At 62.2% G+C, this 24,640-nt stretch carries 33 protein-coding genes; 8 read left to right on the top strand and 25 right to left on the bottom strand.

What is annotated here, in order from left to right:
- The 17 genes from BRA49_RS12790 to BRA49_RS12710 form a co-directional block, all read right to left on the bottom strand.
- Nucleotides 1–1,239: a tRNA pseudouridine(54/55) synthase Pus10 gene (locus BRA49_RS12790; protein WP_292386507.1), complete on the bottom strand. Its 1,239-nt coding sequence runs from the start codon at nt 1,237–1,239 to the stop codon at nt 1–3.
- Nucleotides 1,218–1,808, bottom strand: coding sequence for a tRNA (pseudouridine(54)-N(1))-methyltransferase TrmY (gene trmY, locus BRA49_RS12785; protein ID WP_292386505.1), 591 nt, complete (start codon nt 1,806–1,808; stop codon nt 1,218–1,220). Before trmY ends, BRA49_RS12790 begins: the two co-directional genes overlap by 22 nt.
- Nucleotides 1,809–3,137, bottom strand: coding sequence for a signal recognition particle protein Srp54 (locus tag BRA49_RS12780; protein WP_292386504.1), 1,329 nt, complete (start codon nt 3,135–3,137; stop codon nt 1,809–1,811).
- Nucleotides 3,137–4,234 carry a signal recognition particle-docking protein FtsY gene (gene ftsY, locus BRA49_RS12775; RefSeq protein ID WP_292386503.1) on the bottom strand — a complete coding sequence of 366 codons (1,098 nt, stop codon included), beginning with the start codon at nt 4,232–4,234 and terminating at the stop codon, nt 3,137–3,139. Before ftsY ends, BRA49_RS12780 begins: the two co-directional genes overlap by 1 nt.
- A gap of 2 nt (nt 4,235–4,236) precedes the next feature.
- Entirely contained in the window at nt 4,237–4,683 is a 447-nt protein-coding gene (gene pfdA, locus BRA49_RS12770) for a prefoldin subunit alpha (protein WP_292386502.1), read from the bottom strand.
- A gap of 1 nt (nt 4,684) precedes the next feature.
- The gene (gene rpl18a, locus BRA49_RS12765; RefSeq protein WP_292386501.1) at nt 4,685–4,876 is read right to left on the bottom strand and encodes a 50S ribosomal protein L18Ae; all 192 of its coding nucleotides are present in this window, start codon (nt 4,874–4,876) and stop codon (nt 4,685–4,687) included.
- Between the two features lie 3 nt (nt 4,877–4,879).
- The gene (locus BRA49_RS12760; protein WP_292386500.1) at nt 4,880–5,542 is read right to left on the bottom strand and encodes a translation initiation factor IF-6; all 663 of its coding nucleotides are present in this window, start codon (nt 5,540–5,542) and stop codon (nt 4,880–4,882) included.
- A 1-nt stretch (nt 5,543) separates the two neighbouring features.
- Nucleotides 5,544–5,807, bottom strand: a complete 264-nt coding sequence (locus tag BRA49_RS12755) for a 50S ribosomal protein L31e (protein ID WP_292386499.1) — start codon at nt 5,805–5,807, stop codon at nt 5,544–5,546.
- A gap of 4 nt (nt 5,808–5,811) precedes the next feature.
- Entirely contained in the window at nt 5,812–5,964 is a 153-nt protein-coding gene (locus tag BRA49_RS12750; RefSeq protein WP_214019632.1) for a 50S ribosomal protein L39e, read from the bottom strand.
- Nucleotides 5,965–5,984: 20 nt separating this feature from the next.
- Entirely contained in the window at nt 5,985–6,575 is a 591-nt protein-coding gene (locus tag BRA49_RS12745; RefSeq protein ID WP_292386498.1) for a DUF7411 family protein, read from the bottom strand.
- Nucleotides 6,575–6,913, bottom strand: coding sequence for a DNA-binding protein (locus tag BRA49_RS12740; RefSeq protein ID WP_292386497.1), 339 nt, complete (start codon nt 6,911–6,913; stop codon nt 6,575–6,577). Before BRA49_RS12740 ends, BRA49_RS12745 begins: the two co-directional genes overlap by 1 nt.
- A gap of 18 nt (nt 6,914–6,931) precedes the next feature.
- Entirely contained in the window at nt 6,932–7,381 is a 450-nt protein-coding gene (locus BRA49_RS12735) for a 30S ribosomal protein S19e (protein WP_292386496.1), read from the bottom strand.
- Between the two features lie 51 nt (nt 7,382–7,432).
- Nucleotides 7,433–7,693, bottom strand: coding sequence for a YhbY family RNA-binding protein (locus tag BRA49_RS12730; RefSeq protein ID WP_292386495.1), 261 nt, complete (start codon nt 7,691–7,693; stop codon nt 7,433–7,435).
- On the bottom strand, nt 7,690–8,007 hold the full coding sequence (locus BRA49_RS12725) for a ribonuclease P protein component 4 (protein WP_292386494.1): 318 nt from the start codon (nt 8,005–8,007) through the stop codon (nt 7,690–7,692). Before BRA49_RS12725 ends, BRA49_RS12730 begins: the two co-directional genes overlap by 4 nt.
- A gap of 75 nt (nt 8,008–8,082) precedes the next feature.
- Nucleotides 8,083–8,709 carry a phosphoribosylglycinamide formyltransferase gene (gene purN / locus BRA49_RS12720; protein ID WP_292386493.1) on the bottom strand — a complete coding sequence of 209 codons (627 nt, stop codon included), beginning with the start codon at nt 8,707–8,709 and terminating at the stop codon, nt 8,083–8,085.
- Nucleotides 8,710–8,730: 21 nt separating this feature from the next.
- Complete coding sequence (locus tag BRA49_RS12715) at nt 8,731–9,999, bottom strand: hemolysin family protein (protein ID WP_292386492.1); 1,269 nt, start codon at nt 9,997–9,999, stop codon at nt 8,731–8,733.
- A 94-nt stretch (nt 10,000–10,093) separates the two neighbouring features.
- Nucleotides 10,094–10,918, bottom strand: coding sequence for a sugar phosphate isomerase/epimerase family protein (locus BRA49_RS12710; protein WP_292386491.1), 825 nt, complete (start codon nt 10,916–10,918; stop codon nt 10,094–10,096).
- Between the two features lie 39 nt (nt 10,919–10,957).
- Between BRA49_RS12710 and xseA the strand changes: the two genes are divergently transcribed.
- Both xseA and xseB read left to right on the top strand, forming a co-directional pair.
- Nucleotides 10,958–12,205, top strand: coding sequence for an exodeoxyribonuclease VII large subunit (xseA, locus tag BRA49_RS12705; protein WP_348532006.1), 1,248 nt, complete (start codon nt 10,958–10,960; stop codon nt 12,203–12,205).
- The gene (gene xseB / locus BRA49_RS12700; protein WP_292386490.1) at nt 12,189–12,374 is read left to right on the top strand and encodes an exodeoxyribonuclease VII small subunit; all 186 of its coding nucleotides are present in this window, start codon (nt 12,189–12,191) and stop codon (nt 12,372–12,374) included. The genes xseA and xseB overlap by 17 nt, the downstream gene beginning before the upstream one ends.
- Here xseB and BRA49_RS12695 read toward each other — a convergent pair.
- The gene (locus BRA49_RS12695; protein WP_292386489.1) at nt 12,349–14,301 is read right to left on the bottom strand and encodes a PAS domain S-box protein; all 1,953 of its coding nucleotides are present in this window, start codon (nt 14,299–14,301) and stop codon (nt 12,349–12,351) included. The genes xseB and BRA49_RS12695 overlap by 26 nt on opposite strands.
- A 372-nt stretch (nt 14,302–14,673) precedes the next feature.
- Nucleotides 14,674–15,126 (bottom strand): DUF371 domain-containing protein, encoded by a 453-nt coding sequence (locus BRA49_RS12690; RefSeq protein WP_292386488.1) that lies wholly within the window; start codon nt 15,124–15,126, stop codon nt 14,674–14,676.
- A 33-nt stretch (nt 15,127–15,159) separates the two neighbouring features.
- On the opposite strand from BRA49_RS12690, the gene BRA49_RS12685 reads away from it, so the two are divergent.
- Nucleotides 15,160–15,750 carry an HVO_0476 family zinc finger protein gene (locus BRA49_RS12685; protein WP_292386487.1) on the top strand — a complete coding sequence of 197 codons (591 nt, stop codon included), beginning with the start codon at nt 15,160–15,162 and terminating at the stop codon, nt 15,748–15,750.
- Between the two features lie 100 nt (nt 15,751–15,850).
- Here BRA49_RS12685 and BRA49_RS12680 read toward each other — a convergent pair whose 3' ends face one another.
- Nucleotides 15,851–16,114: a thioredoxin family protein gene (locus BRA49_RS12680; RefSeq protein WP_292386486.1), complete on the bottom strand. Its 264-nt coding sequence runs from the start codon at nt 16,112–16,114 to the stop codon at nt 15,851–15,853.
- Between the two features lie 43 nt (nt 16,115–16,157).
- Complete coding sequence (locus tag BRA49_RS12675) at nt 16,158–16,856, bottom strand: hypothetical protein (RefSeq protein ID WP_292386485.1); 699 nt, start codon at nt 16,854–16,856, stop codon at nt 16,158–16,160.
- 153 nt (nt 16,857–17,009) lie between these two features.
- On the opposite strand from BRA49_RS12675, the gene BRA49_RS12670 reads away from it, so the two are divergent.
- The gene (locus tag BRA49_RS12670) at nt 17,010–17,480 is read left to right on the top strand and encodes an Hsp20/alpha crystallin family protein (protein ID WP_292386484.1); all 471 of its coding nucleotides are present in this window, start codon (nt 17,010–17,012) and stop codon (nt 17,478–17,480) included.
- Between the two features lie 54 nt (nt 17,481–17,534).
- Nucleotides 17,535–18,323, top strand: a complete 789-nt coding sequence (locus BRA49_RS12665; protein ID WP_292386662.1) for a CBS domain-containing ParB/RepB/Spo0J family partition protein — start codon at nt 17,535–17,537, stop codon at nt 18,321–18,323.
- 161 nt (nt 18,324–18,484) lie between these two features.
- On the opposite strand, the gene BRA49_RS12660 is transcribed toward BRA49_RS12665, so the two are convergent.
- Complete coding sequence (locus tag BRA49_RS12660) at nt 18,485–19,663, bottom strand: NDP-sugar synthase (protein WP_292386483.1); 1,179 nt, start codon at nt 19,661–19,663, stop codon at nt 18,485–18,487.
- Nucleotides 19,664–19,805: 142 nt separating this feature from the next.
- Here BRA49_RS12660 and BRA49_RS12655 point away from each other — a divergent pair, with 142 nt between their 5' ends.
- Nucleotides 19,806–20,264 (top strand): YkgJ family cysteine cluster protein, encoded by a 459-nt coding sequence (locus tag BRA49_RS12655; protein ID WP_349680911.1) that lies wholly within the window; start codon nt 19,806–19,808, stop codon nt 20,262–20,264.
- Nucleotides 20,257–20,517: a hypothetical protein gene (locus BRA49_RS12650; protein ID WP_292386480.1), complete on the top strand. Its 261-nt coding sequence runs from the start codon at nt 20,257–20,259 to the stop codon at nt 20,515–20,517. The genes BRA49_RS12655 and BRA49_RS12650 overlap by 8 nt, the downstream gene beginning before the upstream one ends.
- A gap of 4 nt (nt 20,518–20,521) precedes the next feature.
- Here the strand turns inward: BRA49_RS12650 and BRA49_RS12645 are convergent, their stop codons facing one another.
- From BRA49_RS12645 to BRA49_RS12635, 3 genes are all read right to left on the bottom strand, one after another.
- Entirely contained in the window at nt 20,522–20,860 is a 339-nt protein-coding gene (locus tag BRA49_RS12645) for a type II secretion system protein E (protein ID WP_292386479.1), read from the bottom strand.
- Between the two features lie 192 nt (nt 20,861–21,052).
- On the bottom strand, nt 21,053–21,358 hold the full coding sequence (yciH, locus tag BRA49_RS12640; protein ID WP_292386478.1) for a stress response translation initiation inhibitor YciH: 306 nt from the start codon (nt 21,356–21,358) through the stop codon (nt 21,053–21,055).
- 41 nt (nt 21,359–21,399) lie between these two features.
- Nucleotides 21,400–23,046: an adenosylcobalamin-dependent ribonucleoside-diphosphate reductase gene (locus BRA49_RS12635; RefSeq protein WP_292386477.1), complete on the bottom strand. Its 1,647-nt coding sequence runs from the start codon at nt 23,044–23,046 to the stop codon at nt 21,400–21,402.
- A gap of 58 nt (nt 23,047–23,104) precedes the next feature.
- Between BRA49_RS12635 and BRA49_RS12630 the strand changes: the two genes are divergently transcribed.
- On the top strand, nt 23,105–24,634 hold the full coding sequence (locus BRA49_RS12630) for a cobyric acid synthase (RefSeq protein ID WP_292386476.1): 1,530 nt from the start codon (nt 23,105–23,107) through the stop codon (nt 24,632–24,634).
- The last annotated feature ends 6 nt before the right edge of the window (nt 24,635–24,640 follow it).

Here is a 24,640-nt window from a genome sequence, read left to right as displayed (position 1 = left end):
TTACTCACCATACTCATTCGCTGTTTTGACCAGCACCACATCGAGGCTGACAACACTTGCGGTGTGCCCCAGGATCTGGGCAAGGCTGGGCTGGGTTCTGCCGCCGTCCCCCGATATCAGTTCTTTGATGTAGAGGCCCGCTTCACCGACGACTTCGACCCAGTACCCGTCGTCTTGCCTGCCCGTACATCCGATATCGAGGACCTGCCGTTCCCGAACTAAATCTGCCCGTCGGTGTGACACCCGTGTAGGGGTGCGCTGCCGTATCGTTACACCTTTTAACTGATCGAGAGCCGCCCTGAACTCATCTGACGCTACAGGGCCATCGATCTCGACCAGGATCCTGTATTTTTTATGCGCCTTGTCGGACTTAAGGCTTTGCACCATCTTCCGATCAGCCCATCCGGTCAGGTGGACCGCCACTCTGCCGTCGGCGCTCCGGTTGATCTCCTCTTGGAGCGCCGCAAGATCCACCGACCGCTTCTTCGGGGCCTCAACCTCCATCACGAAGGGGCGGCCCGATCCGAGCATCCGGGCGTCGATATCTTCCCGGCCGGCACCGTGCAGGACGGCGTTCTCGGCGTCGAAGGCCTCGATCACCGGCCGGCCGATCAGCTCTTCAACCGAGTCCGCGTACTGCTTGCCGGTGAAGTTGCATTTCTCGCACCCGGCCCCCCGGCAGGCCCGGCAGTCCCAGTGGGTCTGCGGGATCCCCCGCTCGTACTTCAGGTAGCGGCCGGTGAAGTAGACCGGGTTGACCTGCACCTCGACGGTCTCTTCCGCAAGGTCCAGGATCACGACGATGTCGGGACGTTTGAGGTCGGCCGTCTTGCCCGTCAGCGCCGAGACGGCTTTGCCCACCTCGCGGTTCATCTCGGCCTTCAGCGGCTCGGGATCGCGGAGGCCGAGGTCGCTCCAGACCATCTCCTCGCTCTCGGCCACAAGCGGTGGCACCCTCGTCCCGACGAGGAACGTCGCGAACTCTAGATCCTGCACCGCTTCCACGACCTTTGCCGCCCATGCATCGACATGGTAGAACTCGCCGCCGCAGATCCAGCAGGACCTGTGATCAGGTTCCCGGTGGGGCTCGTTGATCGCAAGTTCGCGTGTGATCCGCAGCGCCCGACCGCGTTCTTCATTCGTCAGCGAAAACGACCGCTTACCGAAGAACCGCCCGAGACAGTGATCGCAGGTCTCGCCATACTCAAGAATTGCTTCTACCGCTTCAATGATATCCATCCGGATTCCCTCCGGTCCATCTCGTTTAAGAGGACGGTGATAGTATGATCGGCGTGCAGCGACCGCGGTCCTACCGAGTAGCGCGGATACCCCTCGACCAGGGCCTCCTCCTCCGGCGTGAAGTTGTGGTGGTCGGAGAGGAGATAGTTCTCCGGGAGCGCCGGGGCCGTCCGGATATCCTCTCCCGCCTCATCGAGGACCGCAAACGGGATCTCGGCAAGGAGCCGGGAGAGCCCGCCGCGGCGGATGTAAACCCCGGGTGTCGACTCCCGGAACTCGTCCCCGCAGGGGATCGAGAGCGCCTTCTTGATCAGTGCGGCGCTGCTCCGCTCGTCCGGCGAGAGGTAACGGACCTCGCCGCCGCGGAAGAGAATGGTCTTCTCGGGCCCGGGCTCCCCGCAGAGGATGAGGTAGCACTCGACGTCGCGCCGGAGATCGTGGGAGAGAAAGAACGAGGAGTTGACAGAGCGGCAGAGGACGTCCATCCTCCCGCCGCTGCCCGGTAGATCGTTGAGGCTGAATGCGCCGCTCGTTGCGGCGAGGTGGCCAACGACGGCAAACCGCTTCATCTACTGGGTCCTGCCGAACTTCTTCATCATGCGCTGCATGTTGAACTTGCCGCCGCCCATGCCGCGCATACCCTTCAAGGCGCGCTGCATGATCTTGTAGTACTTGATGAGGTCACGGACGTCGTCGAGCGTCACCCCGGCGCCGCGGGCGATCCGCTGGACCCGGGAGCTCCCGATCATCGAGGGGTCGTCAAGCTCCGAAGGCGTCATCGAGTCCATGATCACCTTGTAGCGCTGCATCTTGGTGCTGGTGATGTCGTAAGCGTCGTCCGGTATCTGCATCCCGCCCAGGGGGAGCATGCTCATGATCTGCTTCAGGGGCCCCATCTTATTCAGGGCCTCAAGCTGCTTGTACATGTCCCGGAGCGTGAACTTCCCCTTGAGCATGGCGTTGACGTCGATATCCTCGGCCGAGACCGCCTCCTCCGCCCGCTCGACGAGGGCTTTTAAGTCCCCCATACCGAGCAGCCGGGAGATGAACCCGTCCGGGTCGAACCGTTCGAGATCCTCGATCGTCTCGCCGCTCCCGATGAAGACGATCCCGCTCTGGGTCTCCGAGACCGCCGAGAGCGCGCCGCCGCCCCGTGCGGTGCCGTCCATCTTCGTCACGAGGACGCCGTCGATCCCGATCGCCGCATGGAACCGGCGCGCCTGCTCGCTTGCCTGCTGGCCGAGCGCCGCGTCGATGACGAGCCACCGGTGGTCGGCGTGCGAGATCTCGTTGATGTTGACGATCTCCTCGATCAGGTTCTCCTCAAGGGCGTGCCTTCCTTGAGTGTCGATGATGATGACCTCGTAGTGCTTGCGGAACTTCGGGAGGCCCTCGCGGACGATCTTGAGGGCGTCCTTCTCGTTCGGATCTCCATAACAGGGGACGCTGATCCGGTCGCAGAGCGTCTTCAACTGCTCGTAGGCGCCCGGCCGGAAGGTATCGGCGCAGATCACGCCGACCCGCAGGCCTTTGCGCTGGAAGTAGCGGGCGAGCTTCGCGGTCGTCGTGGTCTTGCCGCTCCCCTGCAGCCCCGCCATCAGGATCGTCTGGGGGCCGAGCGCCACTTCGCCCGGTTTCCCCATTAGCCGGACGAGTTCCTGGTAGACGATCCGGAGGACGTGCTCGCGGACGCCCATCCCTTTCGGGGGTTCCTCCTCGAGGGCACGCTGCTTGATCGCCTGCGAGAGCTGCATCACGAGCTTGACGTTGACGTCGGCCTGGAGGAGTGCCCGCTGGAGGTCACGGACCAGTTCGTCGACGGCGGCCCGGTCGATCACCGTCTTGCCGGCGAGTTTCTTGACCGCGTCTTTTAACGACGTGCCGAGGTTATCGAGCATCAGGCCTCATCCCCCAGGAGTTCGTCGACTATGACGCGGGGCGAGAACGGCATGATGTCGTCGTAGCCCTGGCCGGTCCCGAGGAAGAGGATCGGTTTTCCGACGGTGTGCGCAACCGATATGGCCGCACCCCCCTTCGGATCCATGTCCGCCTTCGTCAGGACGACCGCATCGGTGCCGACCGCCTTGTTGAACTCGTCGGCCCGGATGACCGCGTCGTTCCCTGCAACCGCCTCGTCGACGTAGACGACGAGGTCGGGCTTCATGACCCGCCGTATCTTCTCGAGCTGGTTCATGAGGTTCGCCCGGTTGTGGAACCGGCCGGCCGTATCGGCGAGGACGACATCGATATCGTGCGCCTTTGCGTACTGGACAGCGTCGAAGAGGACCGCCGAAGGATCTGCGCCCGCCTGGTGCTGGATCGTCTTGATCCCGAGACGGTCGGCATGAGTCCTTATCTGCTCGATCGCCCCCGCACGGAAGGTGTCTCCTGCGCCGATCACGACCGTAAAGCCGTTTTTCTGGAGGTAATGGCCGACCTTCGCGACCGTCGTCGTCTTCCCGGTCCCGTTCACGCCGGTGAAGAGGATCTTCACGGGCCGCTCATGCTCCCGGATGTAGCGCGAGAGGTCGAGGCCCTCGCCGAGCACCCCGCAGAGCGCAGAGCGCAGGGTGGAGGTGACCAGGTCATCGACCGAGGAGCCGATCTTCCGGTGCTGGCCCACGAGGTCGCTCCTCATACGGGCGATGATCTCGTCCGTGACCGGGAGCGCGACGTCGTTCTCGAGCAGGACCATCTCAAGTTCGAAGAGTGGCTCCTCGACATCCTTCTCCTGGAGAAGGACCTCCCGCTCCCGGACAAGGACCTTTAACCTGTTGAAAAACGTAGGTTTCTCCCGCTCCTCCGGGGTTGCTTCCTCGGAGACCGGGGGTTCGTACGGGACAGGGGGGGAGGGCTCGGAGACGGGCTCTGCAGCCAGAACGTCCTCAAATTCTTCAGCAACCGGCGTCCCTGGTTCGGTTCCGGCAGCCTCCTCGATATTCGAGGTGAATTTGGTCCTGATATTCTGAAGTTTTTTCTTTAAGGAATCAAACATTATCAACTTCCGCCCTGGCCTGCCTGCGCCTGCCGGGTCCCCCGGTAGGCCGCCTCGAGGCGCCGGGAGATCTCCGTTGCCTGCCCCTGCAACTGCTCGACCGAACCTGCGACTTTCTTCCCCAGCGCCTCAAGTTCAGTCATCCGATCCTCGAGATACTCCACCGCATCCGCAGTGGCCCGCTCGACAGAGACATCGGCCCCAATGTTCACCAGGACGTGCCCGGCATCGAGCACCTTCACCCGGAGAAGCGCCCCGCCTCCGACAGGGAGAAGAACAATACCGTCCTTGCTCTCCGGGATAGCCCGGAGGGTCTCGGTGGCGGCGGCAGCCTCAAGGCGCTGCTGCTCGATCATCCCGAGTTGTTGCGTCAGGATCTCTATCTGCTGCCCGTACTCGTTTAAGTACATCTGGAGGGTCTGTATCTCCCGAGGATCTGCCTGGTCCACGTCATTCACCAGCTACTACGTTAACCGACTCGATGGTGATATAACTTCTCTTCAGGCGGTGTTTGCTCCCGATATCAGTGAGAATCCTTTCTTTAGCCTGATTCTCGTTCGGGGCCCCGATGACCTTTCGGTACGGTTTCCACTCGTTGTTGATCTTACACGCACCCACAACTTCAAACGTCTGGTTCTCCATAACTCACTCCAAAAATCCAAAGACTTCTTCAATTCGTCCCAGTTCAAACCCGCTCGTAGCGGAACCCGCGATGTACCCCTTGCTGTTGGCAAGGAGCCCGGTGCCCACGAGGCCGCTCCCCATGTTGACCGAACCGAGGCCGATAGGAAGGTCGACGACCCGTTCAAGGGCGGCAATCTCCGTATCATTGGCTCTCGGGTGGACGAGGAGACCCTTGTTCGTCGCATACCCGGCCATGCCGACGGTTTTGATGCCTCCAAGCGAGAGCCGGACTATCGGCACAGAGAGGAACGACCCGATCTCTTCGGCGACATCGATCTCCATATCGGGATGGACGGCGGCAACATAGTCGTTGGCGAGAATCACGTTGCCCGCCGCGTTCATAGACCCTCCAAGCAGGAATACCTCACGGTACTCCTCGAGGGCCGCCACTTCCTCAGCGGTGGCAAGATCACTGACGACCAGGCCCTGGCTGTTTCCCGCAACGAGCGAGCCGATGATGTTGCTTCCCTGGATGAGGGTGTTCACGATCTCGACCTCGAGTTCTCGTTCGAGGGCCTCGGTGAACTCCCGGGGAGCCCCGGGGTACACAACCGCTATGTCTTCAAAGACGCGGGTGTAGATACCGATGTTCGGATCGCCGGTTAGATCGATCGTCCCTGTCATTTCACTCCTCGGCGAGCTCGGCCTGGACCTGCCCGTCCTCGAACTTCATCGCACGGACGCGAATCTTTCTCGGGGGCTTAGAACTGCCGTTCTCCCAGACCTTCTCGTTGATGCTCTTATCCAGCTTGACATCCTCGCTCTTCATGTGTCGTTCGAGGAACGCCCGGATATCCTTGACAGCGGTGTTGCCCCTCTTCCACCGGGGCGCGCGCTTCACATCGCGGAGCGGGATGATATAGATATGTTCTTTCAATGCCTCTGCCATAACCTTACACCTTCAGGGAACTCCGTCTCCAGTTGCGCCGCTTCGGATGCGACGCAACTGCACGGTTGGTCCTGATCATCACCCATGCCGGCACGCGGCGGTTCTGCTCGCATGCCTTTGCCAGCCGGATCTTCCGGCCTTTCATCAACTTGCTCATAACTCTCACTCTCGCATACTTCAGGTCTCCCTCTTGCCGACCACCAGCGACTGCAGGTGGCCGGAGGGGAAGAACAACGCCGGATCGATACCACGGGCGCGAACCGCGCAACGGAGCTCCTCTTCGTAGTCACCGTTCCCGATGCTTCCGGTCTCCCCGTATCGTACCACGAGCAGTCTTCCTGCGAGGCGTTCGACCTCGGGTTTTCCGTAGCCAAGGAGCGGCCGAACGTAGGAGCAGCCGGTGGTCATCTCCAGGTGCTGCACCTCGGACCGCTCGAGCCGGGGGACCCGGTCTTCCCGGCGGGTGCCGTCGGCGACCACCGAATACTCAGCGAGGAGGGTCTCGACCGCTCTCCGGTGAATCATCGTTATCGCATCGTTCGGGTAACCGCACGAGAGAAGCAGGTCGACAGCCTCCTCGAGGAGGTCTTGCCCGAGCACCCTTCTCTTGAAAGGGAGGGAGAGAGCGGCCGCTGCCGCCCGCACCGCGGGGACGTCACGGTCGGGATCGAATACACAGGTATTCAGTTCCACGCCGTAGTCGCGCGCAAGCATGAGCGCCGCGAGCGCGCTGTCTTTTCCTCCCGAGAAGAGCACACCTGCTTTCATTACTTCCGCGTGATCCTGAACTCTTTCTTAGATGGGGTCAACTGGGCAAGCAGGCCTTTTAACTGATCGTCAGTGATCCGTTGCCGGACTCTGCCGCTCTGGGCCAGCATCACCAGTTGCTGCTCGACCGCTTTTGCAAACTCCGGCCGGGTCAACTTGATGGTATTCAGCCTCTCCCTCGCTTCAGGTTCAAGGATCTCCATGAGTGCGACACGGATCTGTGAGTCGAGCTGCCGCTGGCGTTCCGCCTCGTCTTCCATCGTCTGCTGATCCATCGCCTGCCGTTGCATCTGCTGCATCTTCCGGCGGCGGAGTTCCGCGAGTTCGTCATCTACCATCAGTCATACCTCCGGGGATCAGTACTTCGCAAGGCCCGGCGAACCCTCGACAACCTGGGCCTTCAGACCGTTTGCGGCGTTGTCGAGGAACGATCTGCCTGCTGCGGTGACTGTACGTCCTGCACTCCCGTGGGAGACGAATCCGGCCGCTTCAAGCTGCTGAAGAATCTTTCTGATGACCGAACCGCTTCCCCGCCGGAACTGCGATGGGGCCGGGCCCCGGTTACGCTTGCCGCCGTAGATCGAGCGCATTCTCTGGGTCCCAACCGGCCCGTCGGTGTAGACACGCCGGAAAACCGACGCCGTACGCACATACCACCAGTCTTCGTTCTCGGGAGGCATCTCTTTGTGTACCCCCGTCTTCGCAAAAGCGGCCCAATCGGGGGGCTGAATCTGCGGGTTTTTCTTGAGTTCTTCTGCCACCTGCCGGATGAAGATATCGGCAGGGATGTCGTATACAGTCGTCATAGATGAACCTCACTATCGCTAACAGTCTTTACATATTCGTCCGGGGATGTTTTATATATTTCGAGAATCCCGTCCGGTGGAGCGACTCCGCCGCTCCGCGAGAACGAGTGTCCGCCCCCGGACTTCGAGGAGAACCGCACCGGCCGATGCTGCTATCTCCTCAGGATCGACTTCGGTGTTCCGGAGCCACCTGACCTTGACAGTCTTGCGATCTTTTAACTGGCGCCGGATCTCGTCGATCATGACATTCGTAATACCACGCTTTCCCACCCATATGGTGGGCTTGAGATCCTGAAACGATTCTCTGCTCATACTTGAGGCCTCCCGACCGGATACCGTGATCGGTGTCCGCAGGTAAGGCAGGTGACGATCACGCGGCCCCGGTGGATCCTGACCCGGGCGTTCGATCCCGGGACCAGGTAGGCACTGCACCGACGGCAGAACCGGCGTTTCAGCGGCCGTTCTATCCGCACCCGGTGGCGCATCCCGATCTTTCGGGCCAGTTCCACGCACCGGTTGCTCCAGGCGGGGTTTTCCGGGTAGAACTCTGCAGCCCGCGTAAAGAGGATAGCGATCCTCTCGCGGGCAAGTCTTCGGGAGCCGGATTTTCGTGTAACATCTGCCATGGTGCGATCCGTTCTATCGAGTGGTGGCTTTTGAGGTTGGAGGCGCGAGGATATATAAGGGTTTGATGCCCGGATTCAGCGGACCCACACCCGCCGACCAGCAACCTCCAGGCGATCCTCACAGAAGAGTTTCACGGCGAGCGGGAGGGCTTTGTGCTCCTCGACGAGGATCCGGTCGGCGAGCGCAGATTCATCGTCGTCCGGGAGGACCGGGACGCACCGCTGGATGACGATGGGGCCGGTGTCGGTCCCCTCGTCGACGAGGTGGACGGTGCAGCCCGCGACCTTCACCCCGTACTCGATCGCCTGCCGCTGCGCATGCAGCCCGGCAAACGCCGGGAGCAGGGCCGGATGGATGTTCATCATCCGGCCCGAGAACGCGTGGACAATTCCGCTCCCGAGGATCCGCATGTAGCCGGCGAGGACAAAGAGGTCCGCGCGGCAGCCCCGCATCGCAGCAAGGAGTGCCTCCTCGTAGGCGGCCTTCGACGGGAAGCGCGCATACTCGACGATTACCGCCGGGATACCGGCGGCTTTCGCCCGCTCGATCGCGTGAGATCCGGGGTTGTCGGTGATGAGGCCGACGCAGACCGCCGGGATCTCCCCGGCCGCGATGGCGTCGATGACTGCCTGAAAATTCGACCCCCTGCCGGAGGCGAGCACTGCAATCCGTTTTTTGTGAACAGGTCTTTCTGGATCCATACGTCTCAAACTCCCCGGCTCTTACCTTGCTTCCGCCGGCGTGATGATCATCTTTACTTTGACAATTCTTCGACCCCGCATCTGCATCACCACCAGCGTGATGTTGCTCTCCTCGATCTTGACCACCTCACCGCGGCGTGGAATATGTCCCAACCGGTCGATAACAAGACCGCCGATGCTCTCGTACGAATCCATCACCGGGAGGTTGAGATCCAGGTCCTCGTTGAGGTGTTCCACCCACGCCCGCGCGTCGACCACGTAGACGCCTTCTTCGATCCGCTGCACCTCAGGCTCCTCCTCGTCGAACTCGTCCATGATCTCACCGACCAGTTCTTCGAGCATATCCTCGACCGTGACGATCCCGGCAAACGACCCGTACTCATCGAGGACGACCGCCATGTGCTGCTTCTTTACCTGAAGTTCCTTTAAAAGCTCGTCGATCTTCTTGCTCTCGGGGACAAAGTAAGGTTCGTACATCAGATCCCTGATCGTCGCGCTCGTCTGCTGGCGGAAGACCGCCGCAAAGAGATCCTTGATGTTCAGGAGCCCGATGACGTTGTCGATTCGCTCATGGTAGACCGGAATCCGGGAAAAACCCGTCTCGTTGAAGACGGAGAGGGCGTTCTCGAGCGAACTCGTATCCTCGATCATAACGACGTCGACACGCGGCGTCATCACCTCGCGAACCGTCGTATCGCCGAAGCGCAGCACGGAGTAGAGCATATCCCGCTCCTCCTCCTCGATCGTCCCCTCCTCCTCACCGACGTCGATCCACTCCTTGATCTCCTCTTCGGTGACGACCGGCTCGGCCACGCCGGGCCTGAAGGCAAACTGCTGCTTGATCCGATCCGAGACCCAGAGCACCGGGTAGAGCACCGTCGAGAGGTAGAGGATGGGCCGGGCGACACGGAGGGCGAGGTCCTCGGTGTGCCGGGATGCGTACATCTTCGGCCCGATCTCGCCGAACATCAGGATCAGGAGCACCGTGACGCCGAACGCCATGACAATACCGGCGTTGCCGTATGTGCCGATGGCGATCGCAGTCGCGAGCACCGCTACGGCGACGTTCGCAACGGTATTCCCGATCAGGGTGGTGAGCTCTATCCTATCGGTCGACCGCTTCAGCGCATCGAGCGCTTTCGCTCCCTTCCGACCCTGGTTTAAGAGTGCGTGTACTTTTGCCCGGGTTATCGATATAAGGGCGACTTCCGAACTGGAGAAGAAGCCCGAGAGAAACAGACTGATGAAAAGTAGTATGATCTCTATAGTTGCAAGGTCTACGATTGCCATTTACTCCACGCCGCATCCAGCGGCAGCATCTGATATCCGGTTATGTTTCGGATACATCAATTATAATGCGGGCAGAAGTTATAAACCCAGCGCTTCAGGAAAATATCCCTTGTAATGCCTCCGATTCCTGCATCAAGAGCACGACCTTCTCTTCGGACGAGAGAGTCCCCGGGAAGACCATGTCTTCGAGTTCCAGGGTGAGGTATCCGCCGTAGCCCCGGTCGGCAAGTTCCGTAAGCACGCGCAACGCTCCCGGATCGTCGTGGACGGGGTGGTGGGGCCGCCCGTTCTCGCCGAGTGCACTGACATGGACGTTCACCATCCGCTCCATACAGAGGTCGATAAATCGGTCCACCTCGCGAGAGGACGTCATCATGGCGTGTCCCATATCGAGCGTGAACCAGAGCCAGGGTTCCCGTTCGAGCACCTCGGCCATATCCTCCGGCGTATAGAGCATAGCGTTGACCCGGGGCTCCAGGTTCTCGATCGCGACCTTCACCTGCGTCTCCCCTGCGACCTCACGGAGCTGGGCGATGTAGTCGTCGAACCGCCGGTAGTCGTAGGCGCTCGGGTGCCGTTTCGCCGTCCGCCGGCCGGGATGGACGGTGACCACGGCGGCGCCCATCCGGTCCGCCATCCGGACGGCCTCGAGGGTGTACTCGACCGATATCTCGGCTACCCTCGGATTGATAGAGCAGGGGTTCAGGTCCAGCGTCGGGGCGTGGACGGTGATCGGCGAGAGACCCGGGTGATCGGCGATGCACCCTACGAGTTCGTCTTCCGGGCGATCACGAAGCCAGAAGTGCGGCGTCTCGACCCAGAACTCGAGACTGTCGAGCCCGGACTCGGCGATGTAGTCAAAGATGTAGCCGCACGGGTACTCGTGGAAGAACATTGTCGAGACGGCGAAACGACCCATAACACTAGTTGATATAAACCATCGGCCTAATAGATTTTGATGATGTTGAGCGGTCCTTCCACAAGTCCGGATCGATTCGGCACCCTGATCCTCGGGGTCTCGGAGGTCTCGAGGCTCATCTGCGACCTCCTCGACGACACCCACCTGCACCAGATCTGGGTGCGGGGGGAGGTGACCAACTACAAGAACCATGCCTCCGGCCACCGCTACTTCTCGCTCTCGGAACGGAGCGGGAGGAACACTGCGGTGATCAACTGCGTCATGTGGCGCACCTCCGCATCCGGGCTCCGCTTTACGCCGAGAGACGGCATGGACGTCCTCGCCTGGGGGTCCGTGGAGGTCTACGAGCCTCACGGCAGGTACCAGTTGATCGTCCGGGAGATGCTCCCGGCGGGCGCGGGTGAGCGCCACCTCATGGTCGAGCGCTGGAAGCAGGAACTCGACGCCGAGGGACTCTTTGCTCCCGAACGGAAACGGCCCCTGCCCGCCTTCCCGCACCGGATCGGCGTGGTCACCTCCCCGACCGGCGCGGCATTGAAGGATATCCTCTCGGTCATATCCCGCCGGTATCCGACCGAGGTGATCCTCTCCCCGACGACCGTCCAGGGCGAAGGGGCGCACACCGAGATCGCGGAAGCGATCCGTCGGGTCGACGGACTCGTGGACGTGATCATCGTCGGGCGTGGGGGAGGGAGTTTCGAGGACCTCTTCCCTTTCAACCACCCGGACGTTGTGCGGGCCGTTGCCGGATGTGCGACGCCGGTGATCAGCGCCGTCGGGCACGAGGTGGATACCGCCCTCTGCGACTTCGCCGCGGACCTCCGGACCCCGACGCCGTCGGCAGCGGCGGAACGGGCTGTGCCCGAACGCCGCGAGGTGCTCCGGGAACTCTGCGGGTATGAGGAGAGGATGGGAGCGCTCCTCCTCCATCACCTCTGCGCCGCACGAAGCGAGGTCGAAGACCTGCGGGAGCGCATGCACCCCCGGCGGCTCGTCCGCCGGCTCCATGAGCGGATGCAGCACCTCGCCGATCACGAGGAACTGCTCCGCCGGGCGGCTCTCGCCCGGGTACAGCGGGAACGGTTCGCACTTGCCGAGGCCCGTGCGGACCTGGTGGGGAGAAACCCGCTTGCCGTCCTGGACCGGGGCTACTGCATCGTCGAGTCGGAGGGGAAGATCGCAAGGAGTGCCGGAGACCTCGGACCGGGCGACCATGTGGTGCTGAGGATGAAGGACGGGCGGTGCCGGGCCGTCGTGGAGGAGATAACGTATGACAGAGACCTTTGAAGAGATGCTTGAGGAACTCCGAAAGATTGTCCGAAGACTGGAAGACGGCGATACGAACCTGGAGGAGAGCATCGCCATCTACGAGCGGGGCGCGCTCCTGGTGAAGCAGTGCGAAGACCTCCTCGGCGCGGCCGAGATGAAACTCACGGAGCTCGGCCGCGACCGCTGAACCTGTAGAACCCCGGCGGGACGCTTATCTCGAACCGCGCACCTTTTCCGGGCTCGCCGGTCTCGCGTATGGAGAGGTCCGTGATTGCCAGAATCTCCCGGGCGAGGAAGAGCCCGAACCCGGTCTGCCGCCCCAAACCACGCTTGAATATCCTCTCTTTTTCAGCGTGAGGGATACCGATACCATCGTCTTCGTAGGTGATGCTGATCCCCCGGTCAGACTCCTCCGAGAAGATGTGTATCCGGGTAACGTCCTTACCGTGCCGGAGCGAGTTATCGATGAGGTTTGCAAAGACCCGGATGATGAGGGGATCGGCATACACGTCGAGATCGCCGGTCTGCATCTCGACGGCAACCTCGTCCATATCGAGCCCCGTCATCGCCTCACGGGCGATCCGCGATACGTTCTGCCAGATGGGAGCGGCCGCACCGATATCCCGGTAGTCCCGGGTGAAAGCCATGTAGCGCTGGATACCCTGGATGGCCTCCTCCTCTTTCCGGTAATACCCCTGCAGTTCCGGGTCGTCCGTCAGCTCACGGGAGAGGCCGAGGTACCCCGAGATCACGTTGAGCAGGTTCAAGATGTCGTGGCGGGTCACGTCCGAGAGCAGGTTAAGTTTCTTGTTCGCGAGGAGGAGCGCCTCGCTCGCCATCCGCGCATCGGTGATGTCCCGCCCTACCGACTGATACTCGACGATGGAGCCCTCTTCATCGAAGAACGCCGTATCAGTCCACTGCTGCCACCGGACCCTGCCGTCCGGCATGACCACCCGATGCTCGACCGTGGTGGCGGGGTGATCGGGGGTGAGGGACGCATGGGTCTGCCGGATTCTGGCCTGGTCTTCGGCCGGGACGGTGGGGGCATACCGCCGCCCGAGCAGGTTCCCACACGGGATGCCGATGAAGCGGCAGTAGGCGTCGTTCGCGAAGGTGATGATACCGTCGGGGAGCCAGCGGTAGATCAGCTCGGTCTGGCTCTCCACGACCGCCCGGTACTCCTCCTCGCTCCTCCGGAGAGCCTGCTCAGCTCTCCGGCGGTCCGAGATGTCCCTGAGATAGATGGAGACACCCTCGCAGGTGGGGATGGCGCGCACCTCAAAGGTGTGCTCCATCCCACGGAGAGGGAGCCGGTATTCGCTCACGCCGGCCCTGCCGGCCTCCATGACCTCCCCGAGGAACCCGGTAACATCCTCGGTCCGGAGTTCCGGGAAGAGATCGTAGATGCTCTTTCCGATGACCTCCTCCGCGGGGCGGCCCGAGAGGAGAGACGCCGCCCGGTTCCATGAGACAACCCGGGCGTCGTGGTCCAGGGCGAGGAAGGCATCGCTGATGTTTTCGGTCAGCTCACGGTAGCGCTCTTCGCTCTCCCGGAGGGCCTCTTCAACCCTCTTCCTCCCGGATGTAGTGACGACCCAGAGGAACTCGGCCGCCACGGCACCAGGGTCGCGCACGGCCGAAGCCGCCACGGCAGCGGGGAAGGTGCTGCCGTCGGATCTAGCAAACAGCAACTCCTGCACCGGGAGCTCTTCGCCCCGCGTGAGCGCTTCAACCACCGACCGGAAGACCGGGATACAGCCGGGGTGGAGATACGCCTGCAGGCGTCCCCCCTGCAGGCGATCAGGAGTAAGGCCGAAGAGAGCGGCCGCCGCCCGGTTTGCCTCCAGAATGATGCCTTCTGACCCGGTGCAGAGGCACCCGACCGGGAGGTGGAGGAAGCGGTCCCGGTATCGTCGACACCCGGCATCGATGCTCCGGATGCCGGCGATCAGTGCATCGACAAGATCGTTGATCTCGGCAAGGTCCGACTTCTGCAGAAGCAGGTCTCCCGCAGGAGCCGGCCCTACACCCGCCTGAAGAGAACGGAGGCGGCGATCGAGATCCTCCAGGAGTTCGAGGAGGTCTTCGAGCGCCGGGGCGAACGGTTGCATGTCTCAACCATTCCCCCGCCCCGTGAACGCATAAACCTATCCCAACCCGGGGTACATACGCGAAGCGGCAAAGGTGGGGAAGTGATTGTCGCGAACTTCGCGAAGGGCGACAGGGGAAGCGTCGGCCCTGCGGGAGCGACGGCTGCCCGGTCAGAATCGACAAAAAGCCCGGGAGAAGCCGGCCGCGATTTGAATCCTCAAAATTCGAGATGATGTCAAACAATCCGCATTGCATCATGATAGACGAGAAAACGTGGGTGGTAATAACCATCTTTGCCGCAGAACTCGTTACGATCCGCGAACTCCTGCCTCGCACCTGACGGGGCTCAAACTCCGCTCACAGGAGCGTCGTCAATCGCCACCTGACGGGGCTCAAACTCCGCTCACAGGAGCGTCGTTCTCTAAGACCTCCGCCTCGAGCTCGACCACCAGCTCCTCGCCCCGCCGGAGCGCCTCGATGAACTCACGGGGGAGGGTGGCCGCGACGCGATCGGAGCGAATGCCCACGGTCCGGTCCGAGACGAAGTCGCTCCGGCGCCAGACGAGGTCTGCGGGATGGTCCAGGGTCAACGCCGCGCTCCCTCGCGATCGGACCTCAACGGTCTCGCCGCCGGCCATGAGACGGGTCGTGAGCACCGCCCGGTCGTCGCGGAGCAGCGCTTTCAGACCCGGATCGAGGTCGGCGGCACCCTTGTCGGCAGCGACACCGATGATGCAGTCGCCGGTCGCGGTCAGCGTCTCGTCTTTTGTCACTTCAAACGTCGTCGGGTGGGCCCCCCGGACCAGTGGGTGCCCCCGTGCCCGCACGATATCCCTCGCCTTCATGCTTAATTAGGAGAGGGCTTCTATTGCTAATGAATGATTAGTATCGTCTGCCCCGTCTGTAAAGAGGAGCGTGAACACCAGGTTCTCCGGGAAGCCGTCGAACTGGTGGTGCAGTGCAGTGAGTGCGGCCAGGTCCACCGGATTCCAAAGCCCCCCGAACCCCGTGTCCTCACCATCAGGGCGATCGTGAGCCTTGAGACGGAGTCACAGGTCTGCAGCGTGGAGATGCTTGCAAACGAGGTCGTGAGCCTCGGGGACCATATCGCCGCGGAGTGCGGAGACGAGGTCTTCGGGGTCGAGGTCACCGGCATCGAGGCCGGTGCGAAGAGAGTCCGCCGGGCGGCGGCCGAGGAGGTGACGACCCTCTGGACCCGGGGGATCGAGCAGGTCGTGGTGAGGGCATCAATCCATACCGGGCGCACGACCCTCCCGCTCTACCAGACCGCAGAGGGAGAAGAGGAGTTCGTCGTCGGGGAGCCCTACACCTTCGGCGGGCGGCGGATCAGAATATCGCACATCAAACTCCGCGACGGTCCGGTCCTCAGGAAAGAAGGCTGGAAGACGGTAGCCCGCAGGATTAAGCGGATCTACGGTTACCTCGAGGGACGCTACCAGGGGCGGTGACCGCCCGGCAGGAGTGGCCGCGAACGGGATCGCATCCGGTGTCCGGCGATATGCCTCGTGAAGGGCCGGGCCGGGTCCGGCCCCTTGCCAGGAGAGGGAGTCAGGGCAGGTGCCGCCGGATCGCGGCCTCGAGGTCTTCACGGTGGACGAGCCCCTCCATCCGCTCCCTGACCTCGCCATCCTCGATCACGAGGGTTGTAGGGGTCACCCGGAGGTTGTACTCCTTGATGTACCGGGGGTTCTTCACGGCATCGATCTCCTCGATCTCGATCCCGAGAGCGTTCTTCGTCTCGTGAAGGATCGGGGTCTGCTCCTCGCACCCCATACACCCTTCCTGGTAGAAGGTTATCACGTTCACCGCCATATATGGCAGAAAGTGGGGAGACTATAAAAAATAGTGGGTGGGGTCACCCGGTTATACCATTGAGCGTGATCTCGGCGCTGCCGTAGCGGCACGTGACGAGCAGCGAGTCGTCTGTCTTGCCGGCGACTTCCCAGAAACGAAGTGTTGGGGTCGCATTGGTCTCATTGCCGACGGGGATACCATCCGTTATCATGAATTCACGCAGGAAGAGATCCCCCACTCCCATCTCCGTAACGTTGAGGTCGATCTCGTCTGCCTCCTCCTTGCTCAAATTGATGTCGAGGTCTTCCGACCCGTAAGCGAAACGGATGGCCTTCGTCTCGCCGACCTGCATCCCGACGAGTCCTGCGGCGATGGTGTTGGTCTCAAACCCCAGCAGGCCGAAGCCTACGGTCCCATTGGTCTCGGGGTACAGGATAGGAACAGGGGCGACATTCTCACCCGGGACCTGTCCGCCGACGAGCATCTCCAGGCTGGGGGTCAGGAAGACCAGGTTCCCCTTCTGGTATTCGCTTTCGAGGAGAGCCTGGTCGGTCGTGACGAGAGGGCGCCCGTCCCCGTCACGGATGGTGTAGCCGACCCGTGCCACATCCCCTGCCTGAGCCTTCTGGCTGCTCCCGAAGATCGGGGCGAGGTAGGAACCCACCATTGCCACCGCAACCAGCAGGGCGACCCCCACATAGGCCCATTTCATCCAGGGCTTGGTCTCGTCCTTTGAGTTCTTCTGCTGTGTCTTTTTCATCACGGTATAATCGACTTTTGTTGAAATAAAATGGTATTGTTCTGTACGGGATGAATTGCCCCATGAGATTTATTTAAATAAATAAACCACTACCTTTAGGTTAGCCAGGGAGGCCAGGTCGCCCGGGCAATCTCAGGAAAAGGAGCGATTACAATGGCAAGAATCGAACGTGGACCGTATCGCACGATATGGCAGGACTTTGATGACCTTATGGCCGAGATGGAAAGCAGGTTCCAATCCATGCTCGGGGGGATCGGCGCGCGGGGAGAAGAGGTCAGGGGCCGGATCGTCCCGGTAGTCCGTGATCTCCGCGTAGATGTCCGGGACCACGAGGACGAGGTGATCGTTGTTGCCGATCTCCCCGGCGTCGAGAAGGAGAACGTCGCCGTCCGGCTCATCGACCCTCAGCACCTGGAGATCGTAAGCATGCGGACGGATGAGACGGAGGAAGATACCCGGGACTTCTTCATGCGGGAGCGTGTCTACGGGCAGATGAGCCGGACGGTACTGCTTCCCGCCGAGGTGACCCAGGAGAACTCAGTTGCCTCGTTCAAGAACGGCGTTCTCGAGGTCCGGTTGAAGAAAGCGCCGACCGAGACCGGGACCGCAATTCCCATCGAATAACCTTTTTTCCATTCTACCGAACAATTCATCACGAGCCAGCGTGACACTATCATGATGGATAGAAAAAAGGTCAAGGACTATATGACCTACGATGTCGTCACCGTCAACGCCCAGGGAACGGTCCGGGACGTCATTGAAACCATAAAGCGGACGCACCACGACGGGTTTCCGGTTGTGGAGGACTCAAAAGAGGTGGTAGGCTACATCTCGGCACGGGACCTCCTCTTTGCCCATCCCGCGACGCCCGTCGAGCAGGTGATGTCCCGCCACCTCATCGTCGCCGACCCGGATATGAGCGTGAACGATGCAGCCCGCGTCATCTTTCGTTCCGGTATCCAGAAACTGCCGGTCGTCAACGATAAGAACGAACTCATCGGGATCATGTCGAACGCCGACGTCATCCGGTCCCAGATCGAACACGTCTCGCCGGATAAGGTCTTCAAGTTCATCGAGACCCTGAAGAAACTCTACGGGGTGGAACCGACGCTGAGGCGGGGCTCGGTCCCGATCAACGAACTCCTCCCCACCCAGTCCAAGATCTACGAGGACGAACTGGAGGGGAGGATGTACGAGATCAAGAAAGGGCTCGCCGAACCCCTGATCGTGGTGCGCCGGCCGGGCCGCTGGATCCTGGTCGACGGCCACCACCGGGCGATCGCGGCAAAACGGCTCGGAATCACGAATCTCGACGCCTATATCATCGAGGTCAGGGAGAACATCGAGCTCGGGATGGAGCGGACTGCAAAGACCCTGAACCTCAATACGCTCGACGACATCAAGGTGCTCGATTACGCCCGCCACCCCCTCGTCGCGCTGACGCACCGGCTTGTCAGGCACGGGTGAATAACCCTTTTTCCCGCCGGGAGCAGTCCCGGGTCTCTGGGTCCCGACCGCCTCCGGGTGCTTCAGGAGGAGCTTCGCCGATGACGAAGGCCCCGGTTGCCACCCGGATAGAAGATGTTGGGGTGCCGGCGTCCCACTCGCCGAAAAAAGATGCCCGGACTCTACGACCCCTCGGTTCTCGTGTCGTAACTCTCGTTTAGAACATGCTCCTTCACGACCGTCCCCTCCGGGATGATCACCTCCGGCCAGAGCCGGGTCCCGGAGTGGACGACCACGTTGCCTTTCAGCACCGCGTGCGGCCCGATGACCGTGTCGTGCTCGACGTTGCACCCCCTGCCGATGAACGTGTCGTTGTCGATGATGCTCCCGCTGACGGTGCTCTCGTTCCCGACCACGACCCGGTTGTAGATGGACGACGAGAAGATCTTCGCGCCGCTCTTGATGATGCACCCCTCCCCGATGCTCGTATACGGCCCGATGACGACATTCTCCTCGATGATCGTCCCGGCCCCGATCGAGACCGGCCCGATCACGCGGGAGTTCGCCGCGACTGAGACGCAGCTTCCTATCTGCGCCGGGCCGAGGATCCGGGCGCCCTTAATGTAGAGGTCGCCGGAGATGTTGGTGAACCCGATATCCTGCAGTTTCCACCGCTCCGCCTCACGGAGCGACCGGGGGCTCCCCACATCGGACCAGTTGCCCCGGGCAAGCCAGGCCTTCAGGGGGTAGCCCTTCTCCATCAGCTCGGGGAAGAGGTTGCGGGCGAAGTCGAACTTCTCGCCGGAGGGAATGTGGTCAAAGATCTCCGGGTCGCAGACGTACATACCGGTGCTCGCGAGGTTCGAGAAGATCTCGCCGGGGCTCGGCTTCTCCTTGAACCTCTTGATCTGGTAGTTCGCGTCGATCTCGGCGATCCCGTACTCGGTGGGGTCGTCGATGCTGATGAGGCCGATCGTCGTGATCGAGTCGTTTGCGAGATGCTCGCGGTAGAACTCGAGCAGGTTCAGCCCCACGACGTGGTCGCCCCCGACGACCAGGAACGGTTGCTCTTCGAGATATTTCTGGGCGTTCTTGACGCTCCCCGCCGTCCCGAGTTTCGTCTTCTCGTGGACGTAGGTGACGTTGACCCCGAAGAGCGACCCGTCGCCGAGGGCTGCCTCGATGGCTTCGCTCATGTAGCCGAGTGTGATGACCACATCGTTGAACCCGAGGTTCGCGAGGTGTGAGACCAGGTGCTGGATCGAGGGTTTGTTGACGATCGGAATACAGGGCTTCGGACGCCCGAACGTAAGGGGGCGGAGCCGTGTGCCCTCCCCTCCGCACATTATGCACACCTTCATGACACTTCGTTGTCTGCGTATTGATTTAACCCTTGGGGATGGACTGTGTAGCCTCCCGTTCGCGAACCTTTATTCCCTGTTGGACCGAGAGTCTACAGAGACGATGAAGGCGTTTGAATGTACCCTCTGCGGAAAATGCTGCATGCACGCGGGCGGAGAACTCATCGAGATCGAGAAGAGGCTCACCAGCCGGGACTTCCTCTGCCGGCAGAAGATCGTCGGCGGCAACTTCCGTGCCCGGGTCGAGGATCGGTTCCTCGACGCGTTCAAGGATACCGCCGAGAGCAGCAGACACCCGTCCTGGTGCCCGTTCCTCCGGGGCCTCCCGGAGGAGGAGGGAAAGTATGTCTGCACCGTCCACGGCAGCCGCCCCCTGATCTGCCGGTCATACACCTGCTGTGCCATGCGGATCTTTGCCGGCGACGGACGGGAGGCCGGGAAGGTGAAGGGGAGAAGGAGCCTCGTCACCGAGGATGCCATCCTCCGCCGCTGCTGGGAGGAATCGGTCGCACCGCTTGCAACAGACGACGATATCGCCTGGGGGGCCGAGGTCGCCGGAATCCTCGGCCGTGCAGGTTACCGGGTCGAGACCTATGAGTGAGACCCGGCGCCTTCAAGTCGTCCGGGGCCGGGTGGAATGCACAACGGGCGAGGCTGTCCCCATCGACCGGTGCGGATTCTGTGTCCACTCCGCCCGTGTCGTGGTCAAAGGAAAGGAGGTACCGTCACCGGCACGGGCCTACTGCAGCAGGTGCCGGGACGCGGAACGAGTCGATATGGGAACGGTCGAGGCGGTCGTCTGCGACGACCTGTCCGGCGAAGGGTTCCGGAGCATTACGAACGTTATCAGTTAGCCGATCACTTCCGCCAGAACTCCCAGGGATGCTTTGTCTGGAACGGGACACCCCTCGCCTCCTTGCTCCAGTCGGTCTCTATCGTATGGTGGACCAGCCGGACCTCGTTCCGGAGTTCGGTAAGGATCTCTTTGACGTCCTCGAGCTCCTTGAGGAGCCGGTTCAACTCTTCAAACGAGCGCTGCTGCCGTGTCGTCACCGCCCCGCCGTCCTGCCGGCAGGCAAGGCCGGCCTCGATCAGTTCGAGGATCGCCTCGTTCCGGTCGAACGCCTGATCCCTGGCAAATTGATCGATCTGCTCCATCAAGGAGGGATCGAGCGCAAACGAACATCTCATCACCATAGATCAACCACTTCCCGTGATAATGTATCCGTCTTAGCAGATTATAGTCTCTGCCGCTCCGCCGGTCGTTCATCCCATCCGGCATCGGCATGCTCTTTCCAGGCAGTGTGCGGCATTCGCTCCTCTCATGCAACCGCACCCAATCAGGCAAAAAAGAAGTAACCCGGGTTCTCCGCGGAGAACTGCCCGGGATCAACTGATATTATCCATGTTGTATCCTTTCTGAGCGAGCAGGTTTTTCACCCGTTCGCGATGGTTGCCCTGCAGCTCGATCGAGGAGTCTTTGACCGTGCCGCCACAGGCGAGCTTCGCTTTCAGGAACTTGGAGAGGTCTTCGAGGTCGATATCGTAGGGGTCGAGACCTTCGATGACCGTTACTTCTTTCCCATACCGGCGCTTGTTGATCTTTACGCTGATTCTCTGCTGTTCCTTCGCGACTTCTTCACAGATACACAGTTCCTTTGGCAGTCCGCAGGTCGGACATATCCCACCGTTCATTGCATGTACCTTTCAGCTCTCGTTATATATTAGTTGGCATGTCATGCGTCAATCAGGCAGACGTCGCACCCGAGAGAGAGTACCTGGTCCGGCCGGCTCCGATGACGGTAGACGGTGATGCCTTTGCAGCCGAGGTCCCGGGCGAGGGAGAAGACCCGGGCGATCTCGTCGATGGTCGCTGCCTCCGGGAGGTTCACGGTCTTTGAGACCGCGTTGTCCGTGTGCTTCTGGAACGCCGCCTGCATCCGGACATGGCACTCCGGTGCGATCTCGACGGCGGTCTTGAACAGGTTCCGGGTATGCTCATCGAGGGAAAGGCCAACGACTGTCCCGTACCGGCGGACGTGCGCCGCGACGTCCCTCCCGCCGGCGGTCTCGGGGAGGAACTCCCGGACGAGGTCACTCACGATATCGACCTGCTGCCCGTCAATCGTCCGGCTGTATGCAAGCGAGAAGACGGGCTCGATGCCGCTCGTCGTCCCGGCGATGAGGTGGAGCGAACCCGTGGGGGCGATGGTGGTGACGGTGGCGTTCCGCATATCCCCGGTATAGACCGACCCCTCGATCGCCGGGAACGATCCCAACTCCTCGCCCAGTTCCTCCGACCGGCCCCGGGCCGCGTCCGCGATCCCCGCCATCAGGCTTTCGGCGAACCGGAGCGCCTCATCCGACTCGTACGGTATCCCGAGACGTATGAGCGCCTCGGTAAATCCCATGACGCCAAGGCCGATCTTGCGGGTGGCGAGGGTCCGCTCCCGGATTTCGGGGAGGGGAAAGCGGTTCACATCGACGACCGCATCGAGGAACTCGATGCCGGACCGGACGGTGGCCGCGAGCAGATCTTCGTCGAGGTCGTCCTTTCTCACGCACCGGGCGAGGTTGACGCTGCCGAGGTTGCAGCTCTCGTAGGGGTAGAGCGGCTGCTCGCCGCAGGGGTTGGTCGCCACGATGGGGCCGAGGTGGGGGGTGGTGCTCCGCCGGTTGATCTCGTCGAGGAAGAGCACTCCGGGTTCGCCGGAGGCATGGGCGGAGGCGGCGATGAGGTGCCAGAGCGACGCGGGGTCGATGCTCCTCCATACGCTGCCGTCGCGGGGGTTCGTGAGGTTGTACGCCTTCCCCGCCGCGAGGCACCGGAGAAACCGGTCGTCGACCCCGACCGAGACGTTGAAGTTCGAAAGTCCTCCCGCCTGCTTGCAGTTCACGAACTCCTCGATGTCGGGGTGGGAGGCCGCGAGCACGGCCATGTTTGCCCCCCGCCGCCGCCCGCCCTGCCGGACCGCCGCCGTCGCGGCGTCGTAGACCCGGATGAACGAGACCGGCCCGGTCGCTGCCCCCGGTGTCCCGTTGACGGCGTCTCCTCGCGGCCGGAGAAGGGAGAACGAGAACCCGGTCCCTCCCCCGGACCGGTGGATGAGCGCCATATGGCCAAGGGTCCGAAAGATCCCCTCGAGGGTATCCTCCACGGGGAGAACGAAGCAGGCAGAGAGCTGCCCGCCCGCGGTGCCGGCATTCATCAGGGTCGGGGAGTTCGGGAGGAAGAGAAGGTCTGATAAGAGCGAGAAGAATTCGCGGGACTTTTCAGGCCCCCCCACGGCGCCGGCGACCCGGGTGAAGAGGCCGTCCGGCGTCTCGCCGGGGAGGAGGTAGCGGCGCTCGAGGAGGCGGCGGCCTTGCGGGGAGAGGTCCATACTGCAGTCATGAACCCCCGCCCTTAATAATCCGTCGAGCCCAACGCTCCTGTCGGTAATGTCTCTTATCGTCCTCGGAACTGCATCCCATGTCGGGAAGAGCATGACGGTCGCGGCGCTCTGCCGTGCGCTCTACCGGCGCGGAATCCCGGTTGCGCCGTTCAAATCCCAGAACATGAGCCTCAACTCCTACGTCACCGCCGACGGGAGCGAGATCGGGATCGCCCAGGCGGTCCAGGCCTTCGCCGCGGGAGTCGAACCCTCGGCCGATATGAACCCGATCCTCTTGAAGCCGAAGGGGGACCAGACCTCGCAGGTGGTGCTGCTCGGCAGGCCATATAAGGATGTGCAGATCCGGGACTACTACGCGGAGACCGATACGCTTCTTGCCGAGGCCGTCTCGGCGTTCGAGCGGCTGCGGAGCCGTTACGGCCATATCGTGGTCGAAGGGGCCGGGGGAGCGGCGGAGGTGAACCTCTACGACCGCGACATCGCCAATATCAGGCTCGCCCGCCACCTCCGCCTTCCCATCGTCCTGGTCGCCGATATCGAACGGGGCGGGGTCTTTGCCCAGGTCTACGGGACGCTCGCCCTCCTCCCGGAGGATATCCGGCCGCTCGTCGCCGGGGTCATCGTCAACAAGTTCCGGGGGGATACCGGGCTCTTTGCATCGGGCGTCGAGAAACTCGAGGAACTCACGGGGGTCCCGGTGCTCGGCGTGGTCCCTTACGCGGAGATCCCGCTGCCGAGCGAGGACTCGCTCTCGATCGCCGATAAAGGGCGGCGGACGGCTGCTCGGCCGGTCAGGATCGCCGTCGTCCGCCTCCCCCGGCTATCGAACTTCACCGACTTCGAGCTCCTCGAACGCTGCGCCTCGGTCGACTACGTCCTGCCGGGGCGAACGCTCGCCGGCTACGACTGCATCATCCTCCCCGGAACAAAGAACACCATCGAGGACCTCGATACGCTGCAGCGGGCAGGGACGGGGGAGGAACTCCGCCTCGCCCGCGAGCGGGGCGTCCCGGTCATCGGGATCTGCGGCGGCTACCAGATGCTCGGCCGCACGATCGTCGACTCCGGCGTCGAGTCGGGAACACCCGGCGAATACCCGGGGTTCGGGCTTCTTGACGTCGTCACGGCCTTTGCCGGCTACCGTAAGACGACGGTCCAGGTCCGGCGCCGGGCGACCGGCCCGGGCCCCATCCTCTCTGCGATGGGAGAGGTGGAGGGTTACGAGATCCACATGGGCGAGACGGAGCGGGGAGAACTGCCGGCAGCGTTCTCCGGCGACGGGGCCGCGACCCCCGACGGCCTGGTCTTCGGGACCTACATGCACGGCCTCTTTCAGAACCCTCCGGCAGCAAACGCCCTCCTCGCCTACCTCTCTGAGCGGCGGGGGCTGCCGTTTGAGCCGGTCGCGGATGCCAGCGGGGGCACCCTCGGCGCCGCGGACGCGTATGACGCACTTGCCCGGCACTTCGAGGAGCACGTGGATATGGATGCGATCGTGGCGTGGTTCGTGGATGCGACTGTCCGAAGGACAGGAGCAGGAGAAGACCGAAGGTCTTCGGGTTGCGACGGTTCGTGAGTACGG

This window comes from Methanoculleus sp. UBA430, assembly GCF_002506585.1.
Taxonomy (GTDB): domain Archaea; phylum Halobacteriota; class Methanomicrobia; order Methanomicrobiales; family Methanoculleaceae; genus Methanoculleus.
The sequence above is the reverse complement of the archived record's forward strand: the minus strand, read 5'-3'. Positions and strand labels throughout refer to the sequence as shown.